A 23,270-nucleotide genomic window follows, 5' to 3' on the forward strand; every position below is an offset into this window, starting at 1 on the left:
TGCCATGCGGTAAGCTCTTTGTTCAGGTGATCCATCTCCGTCCTTGAAAACAGCCTCAACATCGAAATCCTTCCTCATCTTGTTCATGACGTCGATGAAGATTTGAACATTCAGGAGACATGACTCCCAACGAGCTAATGCACGGAAGTAGAGGTGTGAAGCAGGGTTATCTGGCCTTCCCCTGGCAAGGAACTCAGCGGTCAGCGCTCGAGCCTCATGGTAATCGGCAAACGACGACTGTGCGCGGTAGATCTGGTTAATGGCGTACTGGCGATACTTGTTCTTATACTCCAGCGCGGAAGACCGAATTCAAGAAGTGGTTTGCCAGCCAGTTAGATGCCTCAGGATGCGCATCGGCGATATCAGGTGCGTCACATGCGGTGAATTTTGAGATTCCTGGGGCAAAGTACTTGTTGAGGAGGTCTGTGTTCCAGGAAGGCACGTTGTGGCACCTATGCAATGTTTAGATGAACACGCGTAAGCTTCGAACCTTTGATTTCCAGGTTTGGTAACACATTCTTAGCTACAAGTGACGGTGCATTTCCATCGATCCATCATTTCCCATAACCTGCCCTCGTAATTACTCATAGGTCAGTAATATAGACAACAGTAGTGGGGTGTGAGATACTCCGTCTCGCGATGAGACGCGACGGACGCACCCTCGATCACCGGACCTTGGAGACGATTCGCACAATGGCCGTGGCGCGAGTCCAGGAGGGCGAACAGCCAAGCGAGGTGATCGCCAGTTACGGATTCCATCGGTGCACGATTTACCGCTGGCTCAAAGCGGTTCGCGGTCGCGACCAGGGATTCGAGGCATTGGCGGCGCGGCCAGCGACCGGGCGCCCACGGACCTTGACGGCAGCGCAGGAACGGCAGGTGTTCCGTTGGATCAACGGCAAGAATCCAAGGCAGTACGGGTTTGACTTTGGCCTCTGGACCCGGCAGATCGTGCGTGACTTGATTGTCCAGCGATTCGGCGTGCGCCTGAGCCTGGCGTCGATCGGACCGGTGCTGGCGCGCCAAGGGCTGACGCCACAGAAGCCGTTACAGCGGGCCTACCAGCGCGATCCCGCGGCGATTGTACGCTGGCAGCATGAGACCTATCCCGCGATTGTGCGCACAGCCAAGCGGGACCAGGCCGAGATCTATTTCTGGGATGAGTCGGGCTTTCGAGCCGATGCCGTGCAGGAGCAGGACCTGGGGGCCAAAGGCCAGACCCCGTGGTATCGGTCCCCGGGCAGCGTCAGCGCATCAGCGCCGCCTCGGCGATCAGTGCCAAGGGGCGTTCTGGTTTTGCCACCTATGCGGGTGGGTTGACGGGCGAGCGGTTCGTGACCTTCCTGCGCCGGCTGCTGCGGGGCCGTCGCAAGCCCCTGCATCTGATCCTGGATGGGTTGCCGGCGCACAAAACCAAGGCGGTCACTCAGTATGTCGCGGACCTCGATGGCAAACTAACCCTGCATTATCTGCCTGGCTATGCCCCGGATCTCAACCCCGACGAACTGGTCTGGAGCTACGCGAAGCGCACCGGCAATGCCCGGCGTCCGCTCCAGAAGGGGGAACAGCTCGACGAGCGTGTGAGCAGGCAGCTGGCGGAGATCGGTCGCAGGCCTGTCTTGGTGCGGTCGTTCTTCAAGCATCCCAGTGTCGCCTATATTGCTGACTTCTGAGTAAGTCCTTTAGTCCATTCAAATCCAGCCACCCAGGCACCAGTTCGTTGCCCACGCTGAAGCCGGGGCCCGGTCCTTGTCAATTTCGACCTGCCACTTACTGTGCATGTTGAGCAGATTAGGCGAGCGCTAGGCGACGTGTTGCATCTTGTTGGCAAAGTCCCGCCCTGATGTGGAGGGAGGCAGTGGTTTGCCGTCCTTGTGATAAAGAGAAAGCGCCTCTTCGACGATCTGACACAACTCGTCGAACACGGCCTTCTCATCCTGTCCATGGCATCCGCCAAGCACCAGACCAGGGGCGCTCCCTACGTAACACTGGTCTTCTTCAGACCATTCAACGATTTTTGCGTATCTGGCACTCTCCTTCATTTTTTGGTCTCCTCTATGGCTGACCGGACAGCACGAAGCTGGTACTGCTTAGCATCGTCGCCTGACTTACCCGATAGGGTAACCGGTTTCGTCACTCGTGGATGAACGAAGTTTCTATGACTCCCTTTACCGCCCCGATCCTTGAATCCAGCCTTCGTCAGTTCGGCTATCAGCTCCCTGATTTTTGGGGGCATCTCATTTTCACTCCAGAGTGTACCAAACGATGAAGTGTACTCCTGGATCGCCAATAATTTCAGCCAGCCCTACATCCATCATCTCCCCTGTCCCGCCCGAGCAATGAGTTCTTTCAGCCCATTCAAATCCAACGCCCCAGGCACCAGTTCATTGCCCACGATGAAGCCTGGGGTTCCCGAGATGCCGAGCTCTTGAGCGAGCCCCCGGTTCTTGTCGATGACGGCCTGCCACTTCGGATCGGCCATGTCGGCTTCCAGGCGCCCCGCATTGAGACCGACGCTCACCGCGATGTTTAGAATCTCATCCTTCGTCATGTCTGAGTGGGACGCGAGCAGGGCTTCGTGGAAGGCTTGGTGCTTGCCTTGCGCTTGAGACGCGAGTGCAGCCTTGGCTGCGAGTTCCGACGGTTCGCCCAAAATGGGAAAGTCCTTGTAGACCACCCGCACCCGAGGATCCACCTTCTGCAGTTCCGTCACAGCCGACGCCGCACGTTTACAGTAGCCGCAACGGTAATCATAGAACTCGACTAGCGTGATTTCGCCCTTGGGATTGCCGCTGACCGGAGATGTCGGATCGTGAAGCAGTTCCTGCTGTTTGGCAGTCAGGGCAATTTTTTGACGTTCCCGCTGTTCCGCTTCACGCTTCGCTTCCATCGCCTGCAGCGATTGGACAATCACTTCCGGATGATTTCGGATGTAGCGTTCAATGGCGGCGTCGGTGAGGTCTTGAGAGACGACTGAGGTAGCCTTGCTTTCATTGGCCGTGCTTGAGCAACCTGAAGCAACCAGGATCAGACTAGCAAAGATGGCCGGTGACGAGGTAAAGCGGTTCCAGATGTGGATACTATTCATCGATAGATCTCCTGTGCCATTGGCGCATTCGGAACTGGGGGTATGGAACTGTGCTCTTCCTCCATACGCACATCACCCAGGTGATTGCCGAGCCACTTTTCCTATAACCTGCCACCGAGCCTCAATCGTGTCTGCTGACAAGTCAGCACCACATGCCCATTCGACAAAATACCCGCCATTGGCGACCTTCACAAATTCGCTTTGATCTCGGAGCGCCTCGAACGCCTCACTGGAAGGGGCTTCACCAAACCGACCGATGCGGCCATCATCTGCCACAATTGACGGCATCCAGCTAGGTTCTACTTGCAGTTCCGTAATCCTCAAAGCCATCACCACCAACTTTCCCCACTCGTGGCTCCACCAAAGCCGCCCCAGTTCCCGCCGAAGCCGCCCTGGCCGGTTCCCCAATATTCACCATTCTGAATACGGCGATAGGGATGCCGGAGATCGGGCCGGCTGATCATCCAGAAGAACGCGACGATCGCCATGGTGGTCCCAAGCGTAATCCAGACTCCGAGCCCCTTGATACGAGGCCGAGTCGGCGTATCGAGTCGCACCTCTTGCGCAGGGGTCGCCAGAGCGACCGCCGCGCGATACAACCCTTCACCAAATTGTCCTCGTTCGATCGCAGGCTGGAGATAGGTACGGCCCACATCATCCCTGACGGTCGGCGTAATGACCGGAAACATTCTGCGCCCCAGGGCCATGGCTGCCTGCCGTTCTTCCACAGCCACCAACACCATCAACCCATGTTCCTGTTGCGTCGAACCGATTTGCCATTTTTGATACAGTGCATCGGCATATTCTCTGGCGCTCGGATACGGCTTAATCGTGGGCACCGTCACGATCACCATCTCCACGCCGCTTTTCTTTTCAAGATCGGTACAGACGGACCGGATGCGTTCCTTCCATGCATCGTCGACGACTTGCGCATGATCGCTCACATATCCGATGGGACTCGGAAGCGGCACACGTTCTTTTGGCCGTTCATAGAGCGCAGCCGATGCATCGCCAACCGAAAGGAAGAAGATTACACCTAAGCACGCCTTGCTGCTCCAGTACCGGTGCTCGTGAAACAGGCTCACTTGATACGTGCCTCCGCGATCCCCACCAATCGTGTCAGACAGTCAAGGTAGCGATCCATGTGTCTTGGGATCTGTTTCTGTCGTGGAGAGATGTGACCACGCTTGAGTGCCTGCGCGTCACGAAGGCCGGTCAGGTCGATCTCAAGATGGGATTCGATGTCATGTAGTAGCGGCTCTCCATGCTTCATCACTGGGCGACCCAATAACCGTTGCAACCCACGAAGCACCGGCAGAAGCGCGGTGATCGACAACGGCAATAGAATTGTGATGGCCTCTTCAGTGCTTCGTCCTTCCACCAGACGTTGACGGAGTCGAAACACATTTCCACGGAGCCCCTGCACAACCTCTCCGGCCAGATACCGTGTGTCGATTTTGAGGCCGACAAAGGGATCTTGTCCCCAGAGCAAGCGATGCCAGTCCAGAATGTCTTGGTACTCCAAGGGAAAGGCGGTTGAGGCCGAATCTAGGTCGGCTCTCGTAAGGAACAAAGGAACCATCACCTGCTCCTTGCTCCAGCGCTTATGAAGGCCGTCATACTGTTTTAAGACCGAGAGATCGTAGGAGGATAGGATCAACAAAACGTTGAGGTTGGAGAGACCTGGTAGAAATTCACCGCGGACAGCACTGCCATAGAGAATAATGCTTTCAAGTTCGTTTTCATATGCTTTTGAAACATCTTTCACGTATGACTTTAAGAGTTTTTGCGTGCCTTCCGGTAAGCCGTCGATGCTCCAGTCGACCGGTGCCATCACGTTACCGCGCCCCTCCCGCTGCCATGTCGCGGGCTGAAGGATCCGGCAAGAATCCGGCTGCCATGAGGCGATCCATCATGCCGAATGGGGGGTCCTTGCGAAGTCCGGCTGTGGTCGACAAGACCCGATATCGAAGTCGCGCGTTGCGGTCCAACGTGCTGAACACACGGTCACGGAGAAACGCAATGACCGGGTTTGCCGTATTCCAAAACAGCACCTGCTCGTCGGCCAATTTCTGCAGCATGGTCACCTGTGGCCGACGGAGGATTTCGTAGCTCCTGAGCTTGGCGGCCGAATAGTCATTCGTCGCCAGACACTCGGGCAAGAGGTCCGCCAAGGTCATCGCATCGACCATCGCCTGCATGCGCCCCTGTGAGGCATGGGGATTCATGGCATGGGCGGCATCCCCAATCAGCACCGCTCCATCTGCCACCCAGGTCGGTGTTCGCACACGCCCGGTCGGCATAAAGGCTGTGTGCTTCCAGTCCGTCAACGTACGGAATATCGGTTCACTGGACGGATCGATTTTGGTCCAGGCTTCCTGGAGCGCTGGAAGCCCCTGCGCTTTCACATGGTCATACGAACCAGCCTTGATCATATAGAACGCATACACTTTGTCTCCGGCGGCAGGAAACATCCCGAGGATGGTCTTCTTCCCTACGAAATACTTCGCTTCCTCCAGCGGAATCGCCGCGTCTAATAGCGCGATCAAGTATCCTTGCGGATAGAGATGCAGCTCCGCCGAGATCTGCAAGGCTTCCCGAACCTTTGAAAAGGCCCCATCGGCACCGACGACCACCTTGGCTTTTATAGTGAGCTCCGCATCGTCCTGCTTGGCGGTCAACCCGACGACTCGGCCTTGGTCACGCAGCAACCCCGTAAACGTCGATCGATACCGCAACGAGACGGAAGGCTCCTGCTCGATCGCGCCGAGGATGGCATGGTGCGCCACATTGGGAAGGGTGACCACGGCACGATTATAGGGTGGCGGAAGATCGCCATAGTCCACGGTACATAACCGCTCACCGCCGACCCGGCAGAAATGAAACTTATGCACCGTTCGCGTGGATTCGCTGGGCAGCTCATTCAGAAGTCCTAGCTGATCGAGCACCCGCTGCCCGTTCGGTTGCAGAATCTCGCCACGCAATCCCTGCGGTGGTCCGGGCGCCCGTTCAAGAACAATGGTTTTGATCCCCTTCTGGGCCAAGGCAAGAGCCAGGACGGCCCCGCCTCCACCGGCTCCGACGACCGCAATGTCCGTCTCCACGACCATCACTGTTCTCGCTTCCCCGGCCTACCCTATCGCCATTCATGAACACTGGGGATCGAACTAGTCCATCCACCCACGACCACATGGATCGCTTTTCATTTCCAATCCTGGAATCGTTCTTGGTCCTTCCACAGTGAGAGAAACTTTTCTCGTGCCTTCACCGTGATGGCATGGTCTCTGATGACATCCAGCCGCTCATCGTTGTAGCGATTGCCGCTGGTCGTCTGATTCATTGAGCCGTTGGTATTTACCTCGTCGTCGATGACGACCTGTTTCAGATGCATGAGCGCATCGTGTCGATTGATCTTGATGGGAATCCCCGCTTCACGCAGAGCCGACAGCGCCGTCTTCTGCTTCGGATCATTCAATCGTTGACGATCCGTGAGGACACGGACATCCACCCCGCGTTTTTTCGCCCCTACCAGCGCCTTCACCGTCAGAGGGGACGTTAATCCATAGACTGCCACAAAGATATACCGTTTGGCACGATCGTACGTCTGCACAAGATGCTCAAGCGGTCGATCGTCCGGCCCATACCACACCTCCACCGCTGAGGTCAAGGTCACATCCGGATTGGTCCGAACAGGACGACAGCGAGCAACGTCACAGAGAGTCCCCTAATGAGACACCTGCATGGCCGGGGGGCAAGATCACCTTACTCCAGCTCGAAAAGATCATGAAAATGGTCTTCCGAGGCCCCCCAGGCTTGTGGCGCATGTAGGACAAGCCATTGCCGAAGATATTGCTTCTGCTCCGGCAGGAGAAGCTGTTTGATCTGGTGAGATCGGCCTTGGAGTGGTTGCAGAAGGCTTACATGCTTGGTGACATCCAACATTGCGGTCCGGACATACATATTCGTAAAAGTAGACGGAGTTTCTTCTGTCCCCTCGCCCTGGACCCACACAGAGAGGAACTTCTCCAAGACCAGCCCAGCGCTGTCCAGCGCCGGTTCAGTGTCGTGGAACAGCTCATTCTCGGACTGGCTTAAAGGAGTCGACTCCGTGGCACGAAAGAGGAAATTCTTTTTCCACATCCCATGTATCCTGCAGGCGGCATAATGGCGACCACGCATCCCAAAGTCAAGTAAGCATGATTGCCGCTGGTTGAAAATTCGGGCCTCGGTGACGACAATCACCGCTTCATGTTCTCCACACGGGGTGAACCAGCCTTGACAAGCAACACGTCCCTTTGATACGTTCAAAAACTTCAATCTATAAGCCAACTTGGGAGAATTTGTGCAGGTCAAAATCAATGGGAAGCCTGAGGAGATCCAGGCCGGAACAGTCCTCGACTTATTGAACGTGAAGAAGATCGAGCCCCAGATGGTCGCGGTTGAGGTCAACGACAAGGTGCTGGAACGCGATGATCTTGCCACGACCCGCCTCAATGAAGGGGACCAGGTGGAGTTTCTCTTCTATATGGGGGGCGGTCGGTGAGTACATCATCGTACAAGAACATCACGGAACTCATCGGCAACACTCCGCTCGTGCGGTTGAACCGTCTTTCCAAAGATGGATCGGCGACCGATCTATGGGAAAGTCGAGTTTTTCAATCCTGGAGGCAGCGTCAAAGATCGAATCTGCCTCAACATGATCAACGAGGCGGAACGGCAAGGCAAACTGAAGCCTGGCGGAACCATCGTCGAGCCAACCAGCGGGAATACAGGTATCGGTCTGGCCCTTGTCGCTGCAGTACGCGGGTACAAGTTGATCCTCGTGATGCCTGAGAGCATGAGTATGGAACGGGCTAGCCTGCTCTCATCCTATGGGGCCCAGCTAGTCTTAACGCCGGCTTGGGAAGGCATGAAGGGTTCAATCAAAGAGGCAGAAAGTATCCTGGCACAGAACCCGTCTTACTTTATGCCGGATCAATTCTCGAACCCGGCCAACCCAGCGATCCACAAAACGACGACGGCGTTGGAAATCTGGGATGCGCTCGGAGGAAAAATCGATGCGTTCGTGGCCGCGGTCGGAACTGGTGGCACCATCACGGGCTGTGGAGAAGTCTTTAAAGAACGAAATCCACACGTTAAAGTGATTGCCGTTGAACCGGCGACCTCCCCGGTTTTGTCAGGAGGTGACCCAGGCCCCCATAAGATCCAGGGGATCGGGGCAGGCTTTATTCCAAAAGTCCTGAACCGAACCATTCTCGACCGCGTGATCACCGTGACGGACGATGAGGCGTATCAGACCGCCAAGCAATTATCGAAGAAAGAAGGGTTGCTCGTTGGAATCTCCGCTGGCGCAAACGTGTTTGCCGCACAGAAAGTTGAGGAGGAATTAGGTCCCGGCAAGAACGTCGTCACTATCCTATGTGATACGGGCGAGCGTTACATCAGCATTGAGAGTATTTTTCAAAATCTCAACGTAGAACGACGAGCGACGAAGATGGAATTCACTGAAGAGCAAATAAATCGCTATAGCCGGCATATTTTGCTGCCGGAAGTCGGCGGCAAGGGACAGAAGAAAATCGCCAAGTCTCGAATTCTTCTCGTCGGTGCCGGTGGTCTCGGCTCACCGGCTGCGCTGTATCTGGCTGCAGCAGGAGTGGGCACGATTGGGTTGATCGACAGTGATGTCGTGGATCTGACCAACCTCCAGCGCCAGATCTTCCACCATACGCCCGACGTGGGACGTCCAAAGGTGCAGTCGGGAAAAGAAAAGATCCAGGCACTGAACCCAGATGTCTCCGTTTCAATGTACGAGGAACGCCTTACGGCTGGAAATGCGCTCAAGATTATCGGTGACTATGATGTCGTCATCGATGGTGTCGATAATTTCCCGGCAAAGTTCCTCATCAACGATGCCTGCTTTTTCGCCGAGAAGCCGCTGATTCATGGAGGCATTCTCCGTTTCGACGGCCGCGTCACCACTATCATTCCAAAGAAATCGGCCTGCTATCGTTGCGTGTTCAAAGCCCCTCCTCCACCCGGCTTGGTCGCCTCCTGTCAAGAAGCTGGCGTCATCGGGGTGTTGGCGGGTATTATCGGAACGATTCAAGCGACGGAGGCGTTGAAGCTCATTCTTGGGGTCGGACGCCCGTTGACCGATCGCTTACTCGACTTCGACGCTCGTAAAACCCAATTTCGAGAGATCAGGATCCGACGTAACCCGAATTGTGCGCTCTGCGGGGAACATCCGACGATTACTGAGTTGTTCGACGATGGGGATCCATATGCCGGATGCGCCGTGCGTCCATCGACATAGAGTAACGAAGGCGGTGCCACCATGAGTAAAATGAAAGCGCTGGTTTGCCGGGAATGCGGCAAGGAATATCCGACGAAAGCGATCCATGTCTGCGAGATGTGCTTCGGCCCGCTCGAAGTGAAGTATAACTACGACGAGATCAAGAAGACCATTTCTCGTAAGAAGATCGCGGACGGCCCGCACAGCATGTGGCGCTACCTCGACCTGCTGCCGGTCGAAGGCACGAATTTCGTCGGACCGCATGCGGGGTTTACCCCCCTCGTGCGTGCCAAGAATCTCGGGGCCTATCTTGGGCTCGACGAACTCTATATCAAAAACGATACGGTGAACCACCCGACCCTTTCCTTCAAGGATCGTGTTGTCGCCGTCGCGCTGACACGCGCGCGTGAACTTGGATTTGAAACAGTCGCTTGCGCCTCCACCGGTAACTTGGCGAACTCCGTGTCTGCCCACGCGGCCTCGGCAAACTTACATTGCTACGTCTTTATTCCCGGCGACCTAGAGGCGGCAAAGGTCCTGGGCAATTTGATTTATCGACCACATGTCGTCGAGATCGAAGGCAACTACGACGATGTCAACCGGCTGTGCAGCGAGATCGCGGGCGAGCACGGATGGGCGTTCGTGAACATCAACATCCGTCCCTATTATGCCGAAGGCTCAAAGACACTTGCCTTTGAAACTGTGGAACAACTGGGATGGAAAACACCGGATCAGGTTGTCATTCCGATGGCATCCGGCTCACTGTTGACCAAGATTTGGAAAGGCCTGCATGAGATGAAGGCCTTGGGCCTCATCGATGATGTTCGCACAAAGATCAACGGCGCCCAAGCAGAAGGTTGTTCACCGATCTCCACGGCATTCAAAGCGGGACGAGATTTCTTCAAGCCGGTCAAACCGCAGACGATTGCCAAGTCTCTTGCCATCGGGAACCCAGCTGATGGCTACTATGCCCTCAAAGCCACCGCTGAAAGTCACGGAGCCATGGACATGGTGACGGACGAAGAAGTCGTCGAAGGCATCCAGTTGCTGGCCCAAACCGAAGGCATCTTCGCGGAAACGGCGGGCGGTGTCACGATCGGCGTACTCAAAAAACTCGTGAAGCAGGGAATCATCAAGAAAGACGAGGTCACAGTGGCCTACGTGACCGGTAATGGCTTAAAGACGCAGGAAGCGGTGATCGACTCGGTCGGTCGTCCGGTTCGAATTCAGCCCAGCCTGGTCGACTTTGAAAAGACATTTAAAATGGGAAAGAATGGTGGTGGTGACGCATGATTAAGGTTCGTATTCCGACTCCGCTTCGCCCCCTGACCAAGGGTCAGGGAGAGGTGGAAACCAAAGCTGCCAGTGTCCTTGAAATGATTGAGACGTTGAACAACGCCCATCCCGGCATCAAAGATCGTCTCTGCGACGAAACAGGAGAACTCCGTCGCTTCGTCAACATTTATGTGAATGAAGAAGATATTCGCTTTCTCAAGGGGAAAGAGACCTCCCTCAAGGACGGCGACGAGGTTTCCATCGTCCCAGCGATCGCGGGAGGGTAACCATGTCACACTTGCGCTTCCATATCCGTTTTCCGGAAGAGAAGATCAGGCAGCCGATTATTTATCAAATCGGTCGCGAATATAACGTCGTCACCGATGTCCGACGAGCGGACGTTCGTGAGACCACTGGCTGGGCGGACGTGGAGTTCTCAGGTGATACGGCGGAAATTGAACGGGCCATCGCTGGGCTCCGAGCCAAGGGCTGTGTCGTCGACCCAATCGAATTGAATGTCGTGGAATAATGACAGGTGAAGGGTAAGGAGCGAGGCGTAAGGGGTAAAAACGGCACGGAAATGGCGCCTGACGCCTAACGCTTCACCCCTCAACGACAGATCATGGAACTCACCGAACCAGAAATTCAACGCTATAGCCGACACATCATTCTTCAGGATGTCGGCGGCAAAGGACAACTCAAGCTCAAGCGAGCGAAGGTGCTGTTGATCGGTGCAGGCGGGTTAGGGTCTCCAGCCGGTCTGTACCTTGCCGCTGCCGGGATCGGCACGATCGGTCTCGTCGATGGAGATGTCGTCGACCTGTCGAATCTGCAACGGCAAATCATGCACTCGACCGCCACACTCGGGGAGCCGAAGGTGGAGTCGGGGCGAAAGACTCTTTCAGCCATCAATCCAGATATCACCGTCAACGCCTATCACCAGCTGGTCGATGCCGACAACATCTTGTCGCTGGTCTCGCAATACGACATCGTTCTCGACGGCTCTGATAACTTCACCACGCGTTTCCTGGTCAACGACGCCTGTTTCTTTGCTAAGAAAACACTCATCTCCGCCAGCATGTTTCGGTTTGAGGGCCAACTGACGACCATCAAGCCACACCAAGGCTATCCTTGCTACCGCTGCCTCTACCCCGAGCCTCCACCGGCCGGACTGGTGCCGAATTGCCAGGAGGCCGGAGTCCTGGGTGTTCTAGCCGGGACGATGGGTATCCTTCAGGCTTCCGAAGCCATCAAGGAAATCCTCGGCATTGGAGAAACGGTCGCCGACAAGCTTGTGATCTATGACGCGCTGGACATGAAGTTCAGAAAGGTCAGCCGACCCAAGGATCCTACCTGCCCATTGTGCGGACCCAATCCGAAAATTAAGGATCTGAGTTTGGACTACACCGTCAGCTGCACCATCTGATAACTGCGTGAAGCATCACTCGTGAAACGTGAAGCGTAAAGACTACTGTGACGGATCTGGTCATTCCCAAGACAATAATCGACGACATCATTGCCCACGCGAAGGAACTCACTCCGCATGAATGCTGTGGACTGCTGGCTGGAACCAACGGTGTCGTCAGCCACCTGTATCGCATTAAGAACATCGTCGCGATGGAAGGTGCTCACAATCTCTCCTCCTTCGATGCAGCCAAGGCCGCGCATCTCGAACGGCTCACACCGGATGAACGCGCGGAGATTGCCTTTGTCATGGACATGCAGGACTTCTCGACCGCGAAGAAGGACATGCGGAATCGAGGGCTCGACCTACGAGTCGTCTACCACTCGCATCCCCATGACCCAGCCCGCCCCTCGGTCACCGACATCAAGATCGCCAGTGACTATGAAGAAATTTGGCCCAAGATCAATCTCCCTATTCCTGCCTACCTTCTTGTTTCTCTCATGAACCCTACGCCCGATGTACGGTGCTACTGGATCAAATCGGGACAAGTCTCCCCTACTGATTTTGTGATTCGCTGACCTACCTCGTCCACATTTCTTCTCAGCCGGTGGTTGTGCTAATGTCGCCACATCGGTAATCCATGGACGGAGTGACTGCGATGCGACTCTTGCCCGCCACGCTCCTCGCGACACTGCTGCTGTTTGGACTTGCCAGCATGAGTGACGCTGAGGAGAAAAGTTTCTATAGCCCGGTCATCTACATCGACGTTGAACAGCACCGTATCCTGATTTCACAGCTTGGTGGCGTGTTCTACATCGATGTCCCCGAGGTCGCGCGACCCCACATGGAAAAGCTTCCGGTTTCTGGGTTGGTTGATTTTGTGGTTGACTGGAAAGGGGAGGATCAAATACCTATTCTCAAAACCTGGAAGGTCAAATCAGGCGAATCGACCTGCATGCATTTCAACGGAGTGGAATGCAAAGACTGATAAATATCACCGCACCATTGTCATCACGTCACGCTTCACGAACAACGCTTCTCCATTACTCTCCACTGCCGGCCATGTCGTCGATGAGGGGGCGATTGATATCGGTGCAACCGACACAGATGGTATCGAAGAGCGTGTCTGCATCTGCCACAAAATTCTTCTCGTCGGTGAGCTTATCCGCAATGACCTGGGCATAACAGGTCTCGCACAACATCATCAACCCCCGTGACACCCCGACTGTTTTTCTTCCCACGCTTCCGGCCATGCGTTCTACACCGATCCTTTCTGAAGGGCCATGAAGAAGTCTTCGGCTTCGAGATCAATTCCACATTGCGGACATTCGTACGGACTCTCTGGGGGTGGGACGCTTAATGGTGTCCGATCGAGACGGCCTCGACACACATGGTAGAACCGACCTCGTGCATGCTCGTCATCTAATGGATCATTCTCGTACAGCAAGACCATCTCTCAACCCTATCCATTTGTGAGTCTTATCGAGTATAACGACCACCTCTTTGGACTCGCAACTACCAAAAGACAGAAGGAGCTTTCTCCTCACTAGGCTTGAAATTGAGCCTCGTAGAGACCGGCATACACTCCGCCACGACTGAGCAATTCATCATGTCGCCCCTGCTCCACCAGCCTCCCGCGATCGAGTACCAGGATCCGGTCGACATCATGGAGTGTGGACAGCCGGTGCGCGATGATGAACGTGGTTCTCCCCGCCGTCAGTTCATTCAACGCCTCACGGATTTTCACCTCCGTCTCAGTATCGATATTGGAAGTCGCCTCATCAAAAATCACGATGGGCGGATCTTTCAACAGCGTCCGTGCGATTGAGACCCGTTGTTTTTGCCCGACCGACAACTTCACCCCACGTTCCCCGATCCATGTGTCGTATCCTTCCGGTAATGCCGTAATAAAGTCATGTGCTCTCGCTGCACGGGCCGCTACCTCCAGTCGATCTTGATCGGCTGCCAAATCACCGTACAGGAGGTTATTTCTGACCGTTCCATTGAACAAAAACGGCTCCTGTTGCACAAACCCGATCTGCTGCCGTAGATAGGCGATGGGAAGATCGCGGATATCAGTTCCGTCGATGGAGATCACTCCGTCGCTCACGTCATAGAACCGCATCAATAACTTTAACAGTGTGCTTTTCCCGGCCCCGCTCATCCCAACCAGAGCAACCCGCTCACCAGCCGACACCGTCACTGAGAATCCTCTCAAGACTGGAACATCCGGTCGATAATGGAACTGCACCTGATCGAATCGCACCTCTCCCTGAGCACGATGGACAGGAGCCTCCGCCCCGGAACGATCGGCAACTTCTGGTATCGTATCCAACACATCGAAGACCCGCTCACTCGCCGCTAACGCATGTTGCAGCATGTGATTGACGGAATGGATCTGATTGATGGGCACATAGAACATCGCCAGATAAGATAAAAACAACACCAACTCGCCGAGCGTAAGCCGTCCTTCGATCACCTCTCCGGCCCCATGCCAGAGAATGAGCACGGTCCCGAAGGCGCCGACAAGAATCATAGCCGGTGAATAGACCGACCACAGCACCATCGCTTGGAGATTCTTGTCGCTATAGGTTTGACTCAGCCTATTGAACCTCGTCTCTTCATGCCCTTGACGCCCAAACCCCATCGTTTCCCTGATTCCTGACAAGGCATCCTGTAAGTAGCCGTTCAGTTCCGCTGCACTCTGCCTGGTCTCTCGATAGTACCCATGCACTCTTGACGTGAACCAGCTCGCGGACAGAGCGAGCACCGGAATCGGCAGGAGGGACAGAGCGGCCAGCTTCCAGTTGAGCATGAACAACAGCCCCGTGATCCCAATCAGCGTGAGCGAGGCGGTCAACATGCCCTCGAGGCCATCGATAAAGATCCGCTCGACATGTTCCGTGTCGTTGGTCACTCGCGACATAATCTCGCCCGTCGACCGATTCTCAAAATAGGTGATGGAGAGTCGCTGGAGGGCGGAAAAGATTTGGCGGCGAAGATCGTGTACGACTCGCTGTTCGAGTAGGTTGTTGAGCCGGATACGCAGGGAAGCAAAGACGTTCTTGAACACATAGGCGCCGACCAGCAGACCGATCGCCCATGGCAGCAACGACGCCTGCTTCGCTTGGATCACGTCGTCGATAATGATTTTGATGACCCAGGGAGGAACTAATTCCATTGCCGTCGCGCAAGCCGCGCAGATCAGCGTCGTGATCGCAAGACGACGGTGAGGACGGAGATATTGCAGGACACGATAGAGAGACTTCACAATCGATCAGACACGGAAGGCATCAAATCACGTTCGTAGGCTCTTTCTGCCAGTACTGCGCAAACTCGTCAAGCTGCGTGAGGGTAGACATGTCGGTCATGCGGTCCAGAAAGACTTTTCCGATCAAATGATCGACTTCGTGTTGAATACAGACGGCATAGAGACCGGTCGCTTCAAAATCCAACGCTTTCCCCTTCCGATCAAGCGCTTTGACGCGCACGAGGGACGGCCTGGTCACCTTTCCCGCAGTCCGTCGACGCTCAAACAACCTTCCCAGTTTTCAACCTGTTCAGGCCCATAGTACACGATCGAGGGATTGATGAGGACCGTCTCGGGAAATCCTCCTTCACCTTTACATCCCATGACGACCAATTGAATCGAGCGTGAGACCTGGGGCGCGGCCAACCCTATCCCCGGCTCGTCGTACATCGTGTCGAACATGTCGTCGATCAACCGCTGGATGTCCGACGACTTAATTTCTCGTGGATCGATCGGAGCGGCAATTTTCCTCAGGATCGGATTCCCGAGTTTGGCAATTTTGAGCATGGCTGCCGTTTTCGTCTTCATAACAATCTATTCGTAACATAGGCACCTTCCGACCCGCAACGTCCGGGCAGCCGCTACGAACTCCTCCTCGACCGCTTCGGTTCGGGAATCTCAAAGACCTCTCGATTGTCTTCCCACCACTCGGTCCATTCACTCGACCATGCCGCACGGTCCTGTTTAGTCGACGTTTCCCAATCGTGAGATTCCGTCTCGTGGCGTGTCAGGATCCAGAGTGATTGCAGGGCCGAGAGTGCCACAAAGCGCTCCTCATCACTGATCATTGGAATGAGAATGGGGATGACGGTCTTCTGCCGCACATATCTCGCTTCAAAGGCCGCGCTCTTTCGGACAGATGGATTCAGATCCGTCGCCATCACAGCAATAGCATCCGGCGCTTGGGCAGGATCGAGGCGAACGGCAACTCGCAAGGCATGTTCACGGACTCGCGGGATTTCGTTGGGTTCTTTGGCAGTCGCCAGAAGCGCTGGAACTCCCTGCACACCTTTCATCATCAATACCGTTTCGATCGCATTGTAGCGGATCCGCGGACTGGGCATCGTCAAGGCCTTGACTAAAACGGGGACAGACGATTCACCAAGATGGACGAACTCGCCCATGGCCCAAAATTCCTGTTTTCCCTCTAATAACGGGAGCAACGCCTCTGCACGTTGCAGCTCCTCCGGACCGAGCGGAGCCGTGTTAGGAGGAACCGACACGTCCGGAACCTCAGGATTTTCTGGTGGAGCCTCATAGGGCAGTTGAATCTGCCATACCAGTGGAGAATGGTCAGAGAATGCCTGCAGGGTCTCTGCCCCTACAAATCCGCATAGAATGATTGCAACCATGCTGAGAGTTTTGATCACGATACTTCCACTCCCTTACTCATCGTTCAAATCCCAGATTGTCATTTGGAGCCCTGCAGGAAACCCTCGACACCTGATAGGACGAAGAACCGGTAGGCTAGCGCAGATTAGCGCACTCGTTCCACAAGCAGGAGAGGTTAGTCTATCAGATCATCCGTCGCGCGCAGATGTCTCCTAACTCTGACCTTTTCATGATGCTTACGAACCAGCTGCTGGCGAATCACATCCCGGTTTTCGGCCACGATCCGGACCAGGCGATCCATATCTTCAGCGTGGTCCCTGACCAGTTCGGACAGCTTTTGCATCTGCTCTTCCAACCGTTCCAACCGCCCTGCAATATTGGTCCCACCCTCGGCAGATTTCGCCACGACCTTCGTCGGTCGTTTCATCGGATTTTGGGGGAGGGCAGCGACAACCACATCTCGCTTCATGCTGACTCCTTTACTCCGTGCTCTAGATGTTTGATCAACCTGCCGACCGTTCAGCCTAGGGCTAGTATTATCCGCAGGCCGGAGGAAGTCAACGATTCCGCTTCCTTTCTATTTCACGGTCGTCCTGCTAGAATCCGGTCTGTGAAGAACATTTTCACGATGGTCCTGGCCGGTGGGAAAGGCGAGCGCCTGTTTCCTCTCACAGACCAACGTGCAAAACCCGCCGTCCCCTTCGGGGGGAAGTACCGCATCATCGATTTCACGCTGAGCAATTGTATCAATTCTGGGCTCCGCAAGATCGTCGTGCTGATCCAGTACAAATCGCACTCGCTCGATCGCCATATCCGAGTTGGCTGGAATGTGCTCAACGCTGAACTCGGCGAATACATCGCATCCGTCCCTCCGCAGCAACGGATCAGCGAAGACTGGTACCGGGGGACAGCCGACGCCGTGTATCAGAATATGTTCCTGATCGACGGCGAGAATCCGCAGTATCTGCTGATCTTGGCCGGTGACCATATTTACAAAATGAACTATGCGGAGATGTTCCATTGGCTCATCGCCAAAAGCGCGGATGTGGTGGTTGGAGCCATCGATATCCCGGTCCAGGACGCCACCCGATTTGGCGTCATCGCCGTCGACGAAGACTACCGGATTACCCGGTTCGATGAGAAACCTGCGAACCCTATCCCCCTACCCAACGATCCGACCCATGCCTTCGCCTCGATGGGGATCTACCTCTTCCGCACCCAAGCGCTTCGCGAATATCTGATCGCCGACGCGCAGGAAGGCACGGCTCATGACTTTGGGAAGAACATCATCCCCCGCATGATCGAACAGAAACGGGTGTATGCCTTCAAGTTTCAGGATGCCAATAGAAAGGCCGTCCAATATTGGCGTGACATTGGCACGCTGGACGCTTACTGGGAAGCCAACATGGATTTGGTCGCCGTCGATCCCCAGTTCAATCTCTACGATGCAGACTGGCCGATCCGAACCTATCAAGGACAGTTTCCTCCTGCCAAATTCGTCTTTGCCCAGGATTACCAGGGTGGTCGCATGGGGGTGGCTCTCGATTCGGTCGTCTGTGGCGGTTGCATCGTCTCGGGCGGACGTGTGCAGAATTCGATTCTCTCTCCGAACGTCCGGGTGCAAGATCATGCGGACGTTCGGGAGTCCATCATCATGGAAAACGTCACGATCGGTGAACACAGCCGAATCAGGCGCGCGATCATCGATAAGGATGTGACAATCCCCCCTCACACTGAAATCGGATACAATAGAGAGGCCGATGCCCAGCGCTTTACCGTCACCGACTCCGGCCTCGTAGTGATCTCAAAGGGAATGAAACTGCATGCCGCCGTCGATTCATCCGGTTGATCTGATCACCGCCCTTCGCCACAAGCATCTCACCCCAGCCATCGTGTTTCTCACCTCCCGTCGAGCCTGTGATGAAGCCATGGAGGCCTTCGACCACGCCGACGTCGTGCTTCCGCCGGTCCGGCAGGAGGCGATCGGCGTTGCGCTCGAACGAGTCATCACCCAGTACCCGAGTATTGCCGAGCATCCTCTCATTCCCATCGTACAGCGGATCGGCGTGGCTGCCCATCATGCCGGGCACCTTCCCTCCTGGAAAATCGCGATCGAAGAGCTGATGCGACAAGGCCATCTCGATGCCGTATTCGCCACCACCACGCTGGCGGCAGGTGTCGATTTTCCAGCGCGAACGGTGGTGATCACTCAATCCAGCATTCGCAAGTCTCGCGACTTCACTGACCTGACGATCGGCGAAGTCCAACAGATCGCCGGTCGGGCCGGGCGCCGGGGGAAAGATCACGTGGGGTTTGCGGTGATCACGCCCTCTCCCTATATCGACCTCACCGTCCTCACTAAAGGACTGACGGGGCAACCGGAAGCGATCGACAGCCAATTTACCATCAGCTATCCAATGGTGCTCAACCTCCTCAAAGCCCATCCGCACGAGCACATTCACGGCATCCTGGCGAAGAGCTTCGCGCAATTCCAACTCAACCAACGTGCCGAGCTTATTGAAAAGAAATTGGACCTGGTTCAGACGCAATTGGCACCGTTTGGCCCTCGGCAATGCACCGATTGGATCACACAATGGCAAACGTTTGATCATGTGAGGAAGCGACGCCCTGCCCGACATCAGACTCATCGCTCGGAGTCGCCTGAGATCGCCGCGCGATTGCCGTTTCTCACCCCCGGCCGAGTAGTGGGACTTCACCGAGGGCGTGGAATCGTCCTTAGGCAATACCGGAGCAAAGGCCAGAAGAACTCCATGCTGACCATGTTGCGGCCTGATGGCGCTGTGACTGAGTGCCCGGTCACGAGCGTGCAAGAAGTCTACGATCGCACCTACGACTGTGTGGAGAGTCCGGCCTATCCCTGGTGCTCGACAGACACTTTTGATCGGCTCAGCGAACAGTTAGAGGACCTTCCGCCACGACTCCCCATCCTCCCGATTTTGGCCTCTCAACCAGTGGAACCCCTTCCGGATGCGATCGTGCAATCGTTGGGCGATTTTCCCTGCCCGACCTGTTCATCACGCCCAGCTTGTCAAAAAGATTTTCTCACCGCTTCTCGACTTCGCCAAGAACAGCATCGGCATACGAAGTCCATTCAAGCGCTGCGAACCAGTTTATGGCATCGCTTTCAAGAACGCGTCGAAGTGCTGCAGACTTTTGGATATTTGACGTCAACCGCTCAACTGACGGCAGATGGAGAATGGGCACGACTGATTCGTATCGATCACTCGCTCTTGATCACAGAGCTCATTCGAGCTGAGGCGTTCACCGGCGCGGACCCGTCGCTCCTCACCGGCATCATGGCCAGTTTGGCCCACGACGATGATCGCCCGGGAGCGTTTCCACGCATTAGTCCAGACTTAAGTTCCCTGCTGAGGCAGGTTCGCAAGCTCGCAGAGAATCTGACGCCACACGAGGATCCTCCGCTTCTCCGCGCCGATGTCGCGGCCTTGGCGGAACGGTGGATCGCTGAGCCGACCCTCACATGGATCGGGCTCTGCCGGCTTACCACCATGGCGGAAGGGGATATTTACAGACTCCTGGCCAGAACGATCGAATACCTCTCACAATTACAGACACTCAAAGCGACCCATCCCGGCTTGGCAGATTCTGCGGCACAAGCACTCGCGCTGATCCGGCGTGGAGTCTTGGAGGAGCTCCCATGAACGCGTATCTTGTCATTCGTGAATCGTCGTACGTAAGCAACTCCCAGCCTCCTCTCCTCCCCGTACGCTTCACACTTCACGCTTCACGAGAGAAACATGACCACCGATGAACTTGAACGACTCCTCGCGCAGCAGCCGGTAGCGGTGCTCCATCGTTTGGCCCGCGGCCGTGTGCAGCGACACTTTCGCGCCGGCAAGCGACGCCTGATCGAGTTGCTGCTGCAACACTCAGGTCACAATCGCGCCGGTCTCGGAATCTGATCTTCAGGCTCTGCTGGAGGAACGACAAGCTCCATCAGAACCGAGCGGACGACGCATGCCAGCCCCTCCATCGATCACCCGAAAAAGATGCAGACGCAGCCTCCACCTCCACCGTCACACGAGCCCTCCATCTCACTTGCGAGTTGGCTGGAAGGCATCGGCGTGCCGACTCCGCAGCCGTTCATACCGGATCCGTGGCAGACTGAAGCTCTGTCTGCGGTGAGTGAAACCGACGTCGTGATCAGCGTGCCGACGGGAAGCGGCAAGACCTACGTCGCCATCGATGCAGCTCGCCGCGCCATGGCGGACAATCGTACCGTTATCTACACCTCCCCACTCAAGGCCCTCTCCAACACAAAATATACGGAGTTCTCTCGGCTGTTTGGAAAAGATACGGTCGGCATTTTGACCGGCGACCGTCAAGAAAACAGCCAGGCCCCGCTGCTGATCATGACAACGGAAATTCTCCGCAATCTGCTCTACGATGCAGCCGGCGGAGAAATCGATGTCAGATTGGATACGCTGGGACTGGTCATTTTGGATGAGTCGCAGTATCTGGCCGATCCTGAGCGCGGCGTCGTGTGGGAGGAGACCATCATCTTTTGCCCGTCACAGGCCAGACTCCTGTTGCTCTCCGCTTCGATCGGGAATCCGCAAGACATTGCCGATTGGCTGACCTCGATCCGGCCCACCGCCTGTCGCTTGGTACGGCATAGCAAGCGCACCGTCCCGCTCAGGGCCGGCTATCTCCATCCCAACGGAAAATTATCTCCGCTGTTCAGAACGGTGGAGATCCCGTATGGACACCCCCATCAAATCCATCCTGAAGCCAAGCGGCTCTTCGTTGAGTACGAAGAAGAAACCCTCCCCTCAGGACGGCCGAGACGATAGCTTGTGCGATTGGGTTGCTAGAAGTTCAGCGTGAGCCCGGCAGTCAGCCCATGGCGGAGGGATTGCATTTCAGTCAGTGGAAACGAACTGGATCGTCCGTTCGCCGCGTGACTTTCCCATGTTCCGTCGATCATGCGGTTCCACCAGACCCGATAGCCCGCCTGTACCGCGAGGTACTTTGTCACATACAGCTTCGCCCCGATATCGGCATCGGCTCCAAATCCCACTCCCATCATGGTGAAGCTCCGGATCTTGAAGCTCACCGGTCACGACCCGTAGATGGTGGGTATCCTCATTCGTAAAAAGATTGATCGGCTTCAGGACCGCCGAGCCATGGCCACTCAGCCACCGAGTCACGTGATATTCTCCCTGCACACCGGTCCGAAGCGAATACCAGGGACTGGTGTTTGAGATGGCAAGGACGGCATTGCTCACCGGCGCCCCACCGGGGGCGCAGAGGGGATCGACCCCAGGACTGATAGGATCCAAATCGACAGCGGTTCCCGCTGCCGAACAATGGATCTGCCGAACGCCGTAGGCCTCATGTTTCTGACGCCAATATTGGAATCCGACGAAGCCGTCGACGGTTCCACGGCCATTAGGAAGGTTGGTCAGTCGCGTTCCCACATCGGCATTCACATACCACAGGCTTGCCCCATCAATGTCGCTATGCGTTCGCAAGGACGGGCTCCCCCTGTCCGGTGAGAGAAAATCATCGTCGACCAACCGACCGCCGCCGATGCCGGCGCCACCGACATTCAGCCGTCCGAAAAAACGTGGCCCGACGGACAGTTTCGCGGTGAACTCCACGACATTGACGGAATGATCGGTGTATATCAGTCTTGACGTGGGGTTCCCTAGAGGAAACGAGGTTGACGCATCATGACTCCAGCGCGTATCACCGACACTGATCCAGGTGCCAAGACCAAGCTCTACTTTCACCCGCTTGTTGGGCGACACTTCCTCCGTAAAACCACGCGAGACAGGGGCAAACGCCAAGATAACCACGAGCAGGAATGAGACGATCAGATTCAGGGGTTTCATTTCGATTACCGTTGAAGGATCATACCCGAGACAACACCTTCTGGATAGATCTTTCCGGCTTTTTTGCCTGGTCGTATCTGGGATCGATGCAAAAAGTAAAGGCCACCTCGATCTGAGATCGAGGTGGCCTTTACCACAACTACGAACTTAATATCGACTTAACTCTGCGTCCTGAAAGCTCTCCCGGCCCCAAATGCCCAGTCCCACCAATGCCATGCCAAGCAGAAGGACAGAAGCCGGCTCAGGAACACTTAGCTCCGCATCAAATGAAGTGAGCCGATTGCCCGCCGTGTGCGTAATCGTAATCACCTGCGTGAGGGAAAAAGGCCCTGCCCCTCCACCAAGCCCGGTCCTGGCATTGGCGAAAGGAGAGTTGGTGATTGCACCAGAGTTAGTCAGTGAATTGGTCTGGGCAAACAGGGCATTTCCTGGGTCCCAGAACGTTTGATAGCTTATCGATCCTCCGGCTGTCGTGGTCCCCCCGATGCTCGCATTAAAGGCTTCGTTCGGGACCGTCGTGAACCCTTGCTGACTCAAGCTGATGACAAGTGTCCCACCTGCACCACCGGATTGGTTGATGCTATTCAAATCCATGAAGGGCTGGCTCGGAGAGCCCATCTGAGGGAAGGACACGCCGGTAGTCACGTTAAGATTGAAGTTTCCTACAGCCCCAGTAAACACAATGGCTC

General features: G+C 55.6%; 28 protein-coding genes and 2 pseudogenes. 14 read left to right on the forward strand and 16 right to left on the reverse strand.

All coding sequences use genetic code 11. The features are described 5' to 3' along the window. Positions 1 to 639 precede the first annotated feature (639 nt). A protein-coding gene (locus tag IPM58_05925; GenBank protein ID MBK9306621.1) for an IS630 family transposase occupies positions 640 to 1,673 on the forward strand; the annotation gives its coding sequence in 2 pieces (ribosomal slippage) (positions 640 to 1,225 and positions 1,225 to 1,673; 1,035 coding nt in all). Positions 1,674 to 1,802: 129 nt separating this feature from the next. Here IPM58_05925 and IPM58_05930 read toward each other — a convergent pair. The 9 genes from IPM58_05930 to IPM58_05970 form a co-directional block, all read right to left on the reverse strand. Then, positions 1,803 to 2,042 carry a hypothetical protein gene (locus IPM58_05930; GenBank protein MBK9306622.1) on the reverse strand — a complete coding sequence of 80 codons (240 nt, stop codon included), beginning with the start codon at positions 2,040 to 2,042 and terminating at the stop codon, positions 1,803 to 1,805. Continuing rightward, positions 2,039 to 2,236: a type II toxin-antitoxin system HicA family toxin gene (locus IPM58_05935; protein MBK9306623.1), complete on the reverse strand. Its 198-nt coding sequence runs from the start codon at positions 2,234 to 2,236 to the stop codon at positions 2,039 to 2,041. Before IPM58_05935 ends, IPM58_05930 begins: the two co-directional genes overlap by 4 nt. Before the next feature lie 78 nt (positions 2,237 to 2,314). Further along, positions 2,315 to 3,088, reverse strand: coding sequence for a DsbA family protein (locus tag IPM58_05940; protein MBK9306624.1), 774 nt, complete (start codon positions 3,086 to 3,088; stop codon positions 2,315 to 2,317). 72 nt (positions 3,089 to 3,160) lie between these two features. After that, positions 3,161 to 3,412, reverse strand: coding sequence for a DUF2442 domain-containing protein (locus tag IPM58_05945; GenBank protein MBK9306625.1), 252 nt, complete (start codon positions 3,410 to 3,412; stop codon positions 3,161 to 3,163). A 5-nt stretch (positions 3,413 to 3,417) separates the two neighbouring features. Then, the gene (locus tag IPM58_05950) at positions 3,418 to 4,173 is read right to left on the reverse strand and encodes a TPM domain-containing protein (GenBank protein MBK9306626.1); all 756 of its coding nucleotides are present in this window, start codon (positions 4,171 to 4,173) and stop codon (positions 3,418 to 3,420) included. Next, entirely contained in the window at positions 4,170 to 4,925 is a 756-nt protein-coding gene (locus IPM58_05955; protein ID MBK9306627.1) for a hypothetical protein, read from the reverse strand. Before IPM58_05955 ends, IPM58_05950 begins: the two co-directional genes overlap by 4 nt. A gap of 1 nt (position 4,926) precedes the next feature. After that, positions 4,927 to 6,198, reverse strand: a complete 1,272-nt coding sequence (locus tag IPM58_05960; protein MBK9306628.1) for an FAD-dependent monooxygenase — start codon at positions 6,196 to 6,198, stop codon at positions 4,927 to 4,929. A gap of 92 nt (positions 6,199 to 6,290) precedes the next feature. Next, positions 6,291 to 6,755 carry a phospholipase D family protein gene (locus IPM58_05965; GenBank protein ID MBK9306629.1) on the reverse strand — a complete coding sequence of 155 codons (465 nt, stop codon included), beginning with the start codon at positions 6,753 to 6,755 and terminating at the stop codon, positions 6,291 to 6,293. A 95-nt stretch (positions 6,756 to 6,850) separates the two neighbouring features. Further along, on the reverse strand, positions 6,851 to 7,228 hold the full coding sequence (locus IPM58_05970; protein MBK9306630.1) for a hypothetical protein: 378 nt from the start codon (positions 7,226 to 7,228) through the stop codon (positions 6,851 to 6,853). 202 nt (positions 7,229 to 7,430) lie between these two features. Between IPM58_05970 and thiS the strand changes: the two genes are divergently transcribed. The 9 genes and pseudogenes from thiS (at position 7,431) to IPM58_06015 (ending at position 13,048) form a co-directional block, all read left to right on the forward strand. Then, a complete protein-coding gene (gene thiS, locus IPM58_05975) occupies positions 7,431 to 7,631 on the forward strand; it encodes a sulfur carrier protein ThiS (GenBank protein MBK9306631.1) in 201 nt (66 codons plus the stop codon). Next, a pseudogene (gene cysK, locus IPM58_05980) lies at positions 7,628 to 8,558 on the forward strand (cysteine synthase A). The gene thiS and the pseudogene cysK overlap by 4 nt, the downstream one beginning before the upstream one ends. 24 nt (positions 8,559 to 8,582) lie before the next feature. Next, the gene (gene moeB, locus IPM58_05985; GenBank protein MBK9306632.1) at positions 8,583 to 9,401 is read left to right on the forward strand and encodes a molybdopterin-synthase adenylyltransferase MoeB; all 819 of its coding nucleotides are present in this window, start codon (positions 8,583 to 8,585) and stop codon (positions 9,399 to 9,401) included. A 21-nt stretch (positions 9,402 to 9,422) separates the two neighbouring features. Continuing rightward, positions 9,423 to 10,673 (forward strand): threonine synthase, encoded by a 1,251-nt coding sequence (locus IPM58_05990; protein MBK9306633.1) that lies wholly within the window; start codon positions 9,423 to 9,425, stop codon positions 10,671 to 10,673. Then, on the forward strand, positions 10,670 to 10,942 hold the full coding sequence (locus IPM58_05995; GenBank protein MBK9306634.1) for a MoaD/ThiS family protein: 273 nt from the start codon (positions 10,670 to 10,672) through the stop codon (positions 10,940 to 10,942). The genes IPM58_05990 and IPM58_05995 overlap by 4 nt, the downstream gene beginning before the upstream one ends. Positions 10,943 to 10,944: 2 nt before the next feature. Further along, on the forward strand, positions 10,945 to 11,184 hold the full coding sequence (locus IPM58_06000) for an NIL domain-containing protein (protein ID MBK9306635.1): 240 nt from the start codon (positions 10,945 to 10,947) through the stop codon (positions 11,182 to 11,184). 93 nt (positions 11,185 to 11,277) lie between these two features. Continuing rightward, the gene (moeB, locus tag IPM58_06005) at positions 11,278 to 12,081 is read left to right on the forward strand and encodes a molybdopterin-synthase adenylyltransferase MoeB (protein MBK9306636.1); all 804 of its coding nucleotides are present in this window, start codon (positions 11,278 to 11,280) and stop codon (positions 12,079 to 12,081) included. A gap of 47 nt (positions 12,082 to 12,128) precedes the next feature. Next, complete coding sequence (locus IPM58_06010; protein ID MBK9306637.1) at positions 12,129 to 12,638, forward strand: M67 family metallopeptidase; 510 nt, start codon at positions 12,129 to 12,131, stop codon at positions 12,636 to 12,638. 80 nt (positions 12,639 to 12,718) lie between these two features. Beyond that, complete coding sequence (locus IPM58_06015; GenBank protein ID MBK9306638.1) at positions 12,719 to 13,048, forward strand: hypothetical protein; 330 nt, start codon at positions 12,719 to 12,721, stop codon at positions 13,046 to 13,048. Between the two features lie 55 nt (positions 13,049 to 13,103). On the opposite strand, the gene IPM58_06020 is transcribed toward IPM58_06015, so the two are convergent. From IPM58_06020 to IPM58_06040, 5 genes and pseudogenes are all read right to left on the reverse strand, one after another. Beyond that, the gene (locus IPM58_06020; protein MBK9306639.1) at positions 13,104 to 13,313 is read right to left on the reverse strand and encodes a hypothetical protein; all 210 of its coding nucleotides are present in this window, start codon (positions 13,311 to 13,313) and stop codon (positions 13,104 to 13,106) included. A 293-nt stretch (positions 13,314 to 13,606) separates the two neighbouring features. After that, a complete protein-coding gene (locus tag IPM58_06025) occupies positions 13,607 to 15,331 on the reverse strand; it encodes an ABC transporter ATP-binding protein (GenBank protein MBK9306640.1) in 1,725 nt (574 codons plus the stop codon). A gap of 22 nt (positions 15,332 to 15,353) precedes the next feature. Next, positions 15,354 to 15,898 (reverse strand): annotated as a pseudogene (def, locus tag IPM58_06030) (peptide deformylase). Positions 15,899 to 15,951: 53 nt separating this feature from the next. Then, on the reverse strand, positions 15,952 to 16,740 hold the full coding sequence (locus IPM58_06035; GenBank protein MBK9306641.1) for a HEAT repeat domain-containing protein: 789 nt from the start codon (positions 16,738 to 16,740) through the stop codon (positions 15,952 to 15,954). A 137-nt stretch (positions 16,741 to 16,877) separates the two neighbouring features. Next, a complete protein-coding gene (locus tag IPM58_06040) occupies positions 16,878 to 17,171 on the reverse strand; it encodes a hypothetical protein (GenBank protein MBK9306642.1) in 294 nt (97 codons plus the stop codon). A gap of 141 nt (positions 17,172 to 17,312) precedes the next feature. On the opposite strand from IPM58_06040, the gene glgC reads away from it, so the two are divergent. From glgC to IPM58_06060, 4 genes are all read left to right on the forward strand, one after another. Next, on the forward strand, positions 17,313 to 18,551 hold the full coding sequence (gene glgC, locus IPM58_06045; protein MBK9306643.1) for a glucose-1-phosphate adenylyltransferase: 1,239 nt from the start codon (positions 17,313 to 17,315) through the stop codon (positions 18,549 to 18,551). Beyond that, positions 18,526 to 20,385 carry a hypothetical protein gene (locus IPM58_06050; GenBank protein ID MBK9306644.1) on the forward strand — a complete coding sequence of 620 codons (1,860 nt, stop codon included), beginning with the start codon at positions 18,526 to 18,528 and terminating at the stop codon, positions 20,383 to 20,385. Before glgC ends, IPM58_06050 begins: the two co-directional genes overlap by 26 nt. 96 nt (positions 20,386 to 20,481) lie before the next feature. Beyond that, positions 20,482 to 20,646, forward strand: coding sequence for a hypothetical protein (locus IPM58_06055; protein ID MBK9306645.1), 165 nt, complete (start codon positions 20,482 to 20,484; stop codon positions 20,644 to 20,646). A 162-nt stretch (positions 20,647 to 20,808) separates the two neighbouring features. After that, positions 20,809 to 21,537, forward strand: a complete 729-nt coding sequence (locus IPM58_06060) for a DEAD/DEAH box helicase (GenBank protein ID MBK9306646.1) — start codon at positions 20,809 to 20,811, stop codon at positions 21,535 to 21,537. A gap of 69 nt (positions 21,538 to 21,606) precedes the next feature. Here the strand turns inward: IPM58_06060 and IPM58_06065 are convergent, their stop codons facing one another. Beyond that, complete coding sequence (locus tag IPM58_06065) at positions 21,607 to 22,581, reverse strand: hypothetical protein (GenBank protein MBK9306647.1); 975 nt, start codon at positions 22,579 to 22,581, stop codon at positions 21,607 to 21,609. 147 nt (positions 22,582 to 22,728) lie between these two features. Continuing rightward, positions 22,729 to 23,175, reverse strand: coding sequence for a PEP-CTERM sorting domain-containing protein (locus tag IPM58_06070; GenBank protein ID MBK9306648.1), 447 nt, complete (start codon positions 23,173 to 23,175; stop codon positions 22,729 to 22,731). Positions 23,176 to 23,270: the final 95 nt, after the last annotated feature.

Source organism: Nitrospira sp. (assembly GCA_016715825.1).
Lineage (GTDB): Bacteria > Nitrospirota > Nitrospiria > Nitrospirales > Nitrospiraceae > Nitrospira_D.

Coding starts and splice junctions, on each gene's coding strand:
- moeB (MBK9306636.1), top strand. CDS start 11,278: ATGGAACTCACCGAACCAGAAATTCAACGCTATAGCCGACACATCATT.
- IPM58_06055 (MBK9306645.1), top strand. CDS start 20,482: ATGACCACCGATGAACTTGAACGACTCCTCGCGCAGCAGCCGGTAGCG.
- IPM58_06050 (MBK9306644.1), top strand. CDS start 18,526: ATGCCGCCGTCGATTCATCCGGTTGATCTGATCACCGCCCTTCGCCAC.
- IPM58_05960 (MBK9306628.1), bottom strand. CDS start 6,198: ATGGTCGTGGAGACGGACATTGCGGTCGTCGGAGCCGGTGGAGGCGGG.
- IPM58_06015 (MBK9306638.1), top strand. CDS start 12,719: ATGCGACTCTTGCCCGCCACGCTCCTCGCGACACTGCTGCTGTTTGGA.
- IPM58_06040 (MBK9306642.1), bottom strand. CDS start 17,171: ATGAAGCGAGATGTGGTTGTCGCTGCCCTCCCCCAAAATCCGATGAAA.
- IPM58_05940 (MBK9306624.1), bottom strand. CDS start 3,088: ATGAATAGTATCCACATCTGGAACCGCTTTACCTCGTCACCGGCCATC.
- IPM58_05930 (MBK9306622.1), bottom strand. CDS start 2,042: ATGAAGGAGAGTGCCAGATACGCAAAAATCGTTGAATGGTCTGAAGAA.
- IPM58_06000 (MBK9306635.1), top strand. CDS start 10,945: ATGTCACACTTGCGCTTCCATATCCGTTTTCCGGAAGAGAAGATCAGG.
- IPM58_05995 (MBK9306634.1), top strand. CDS start 10,670: ATGATTAAGGTTCGTATTCCGACTCCGCTTCGCCCCCTGACCAAGGGT.
- IPM58_05970 (MBK9306630.1), bottom strand. CDS start 7,228: ATGTGGAAAAAGAATTTCCTCTTTCGTGCCACGGAGTCGACTCCTTTA.
- IPM58_06020 (MBK9306639.1), bottom strand. CDS start 13,313: ATGGCCGGAAGCGTGGGAAGAAAAACAGTCGGGGTGTCACGGGGGTTG.
- IPM58_05990 (MBK9306633.1), top strand. CDS start 9,423: ATGAGTAAAATGAAAGCGCTGGTTTGCCGGGAATGCGGCAAGGAATAT.
- moeB (MBK9306632.1), top strand. CDS start 8,583: ATGGAATTCACTGAAGAGCAAATAAATCGCTATAGCCGGCATATTTTG.
- IPM58_06070 (MBK9306648.1), bottom strand. CDS start 23,175: ATGGATTTGAATAGCATCAACCAATCCGGTGGTGCAGGTGGGACACTT.
- IPM58_05935 (MBK9306623.1), bottom strand. CDS start 2,236: ATGCCCCCAAAAATCAGGGAGCTGATAGCCGAACTGACGAAGGCTGGA.
- IPM58_06065 (MBK9306647.1), bottom strand. CDS start 22,581: ATGAAACCCCTGAATCTGATCGTCTCATTCCTGCTCGTGGTTATCTTG.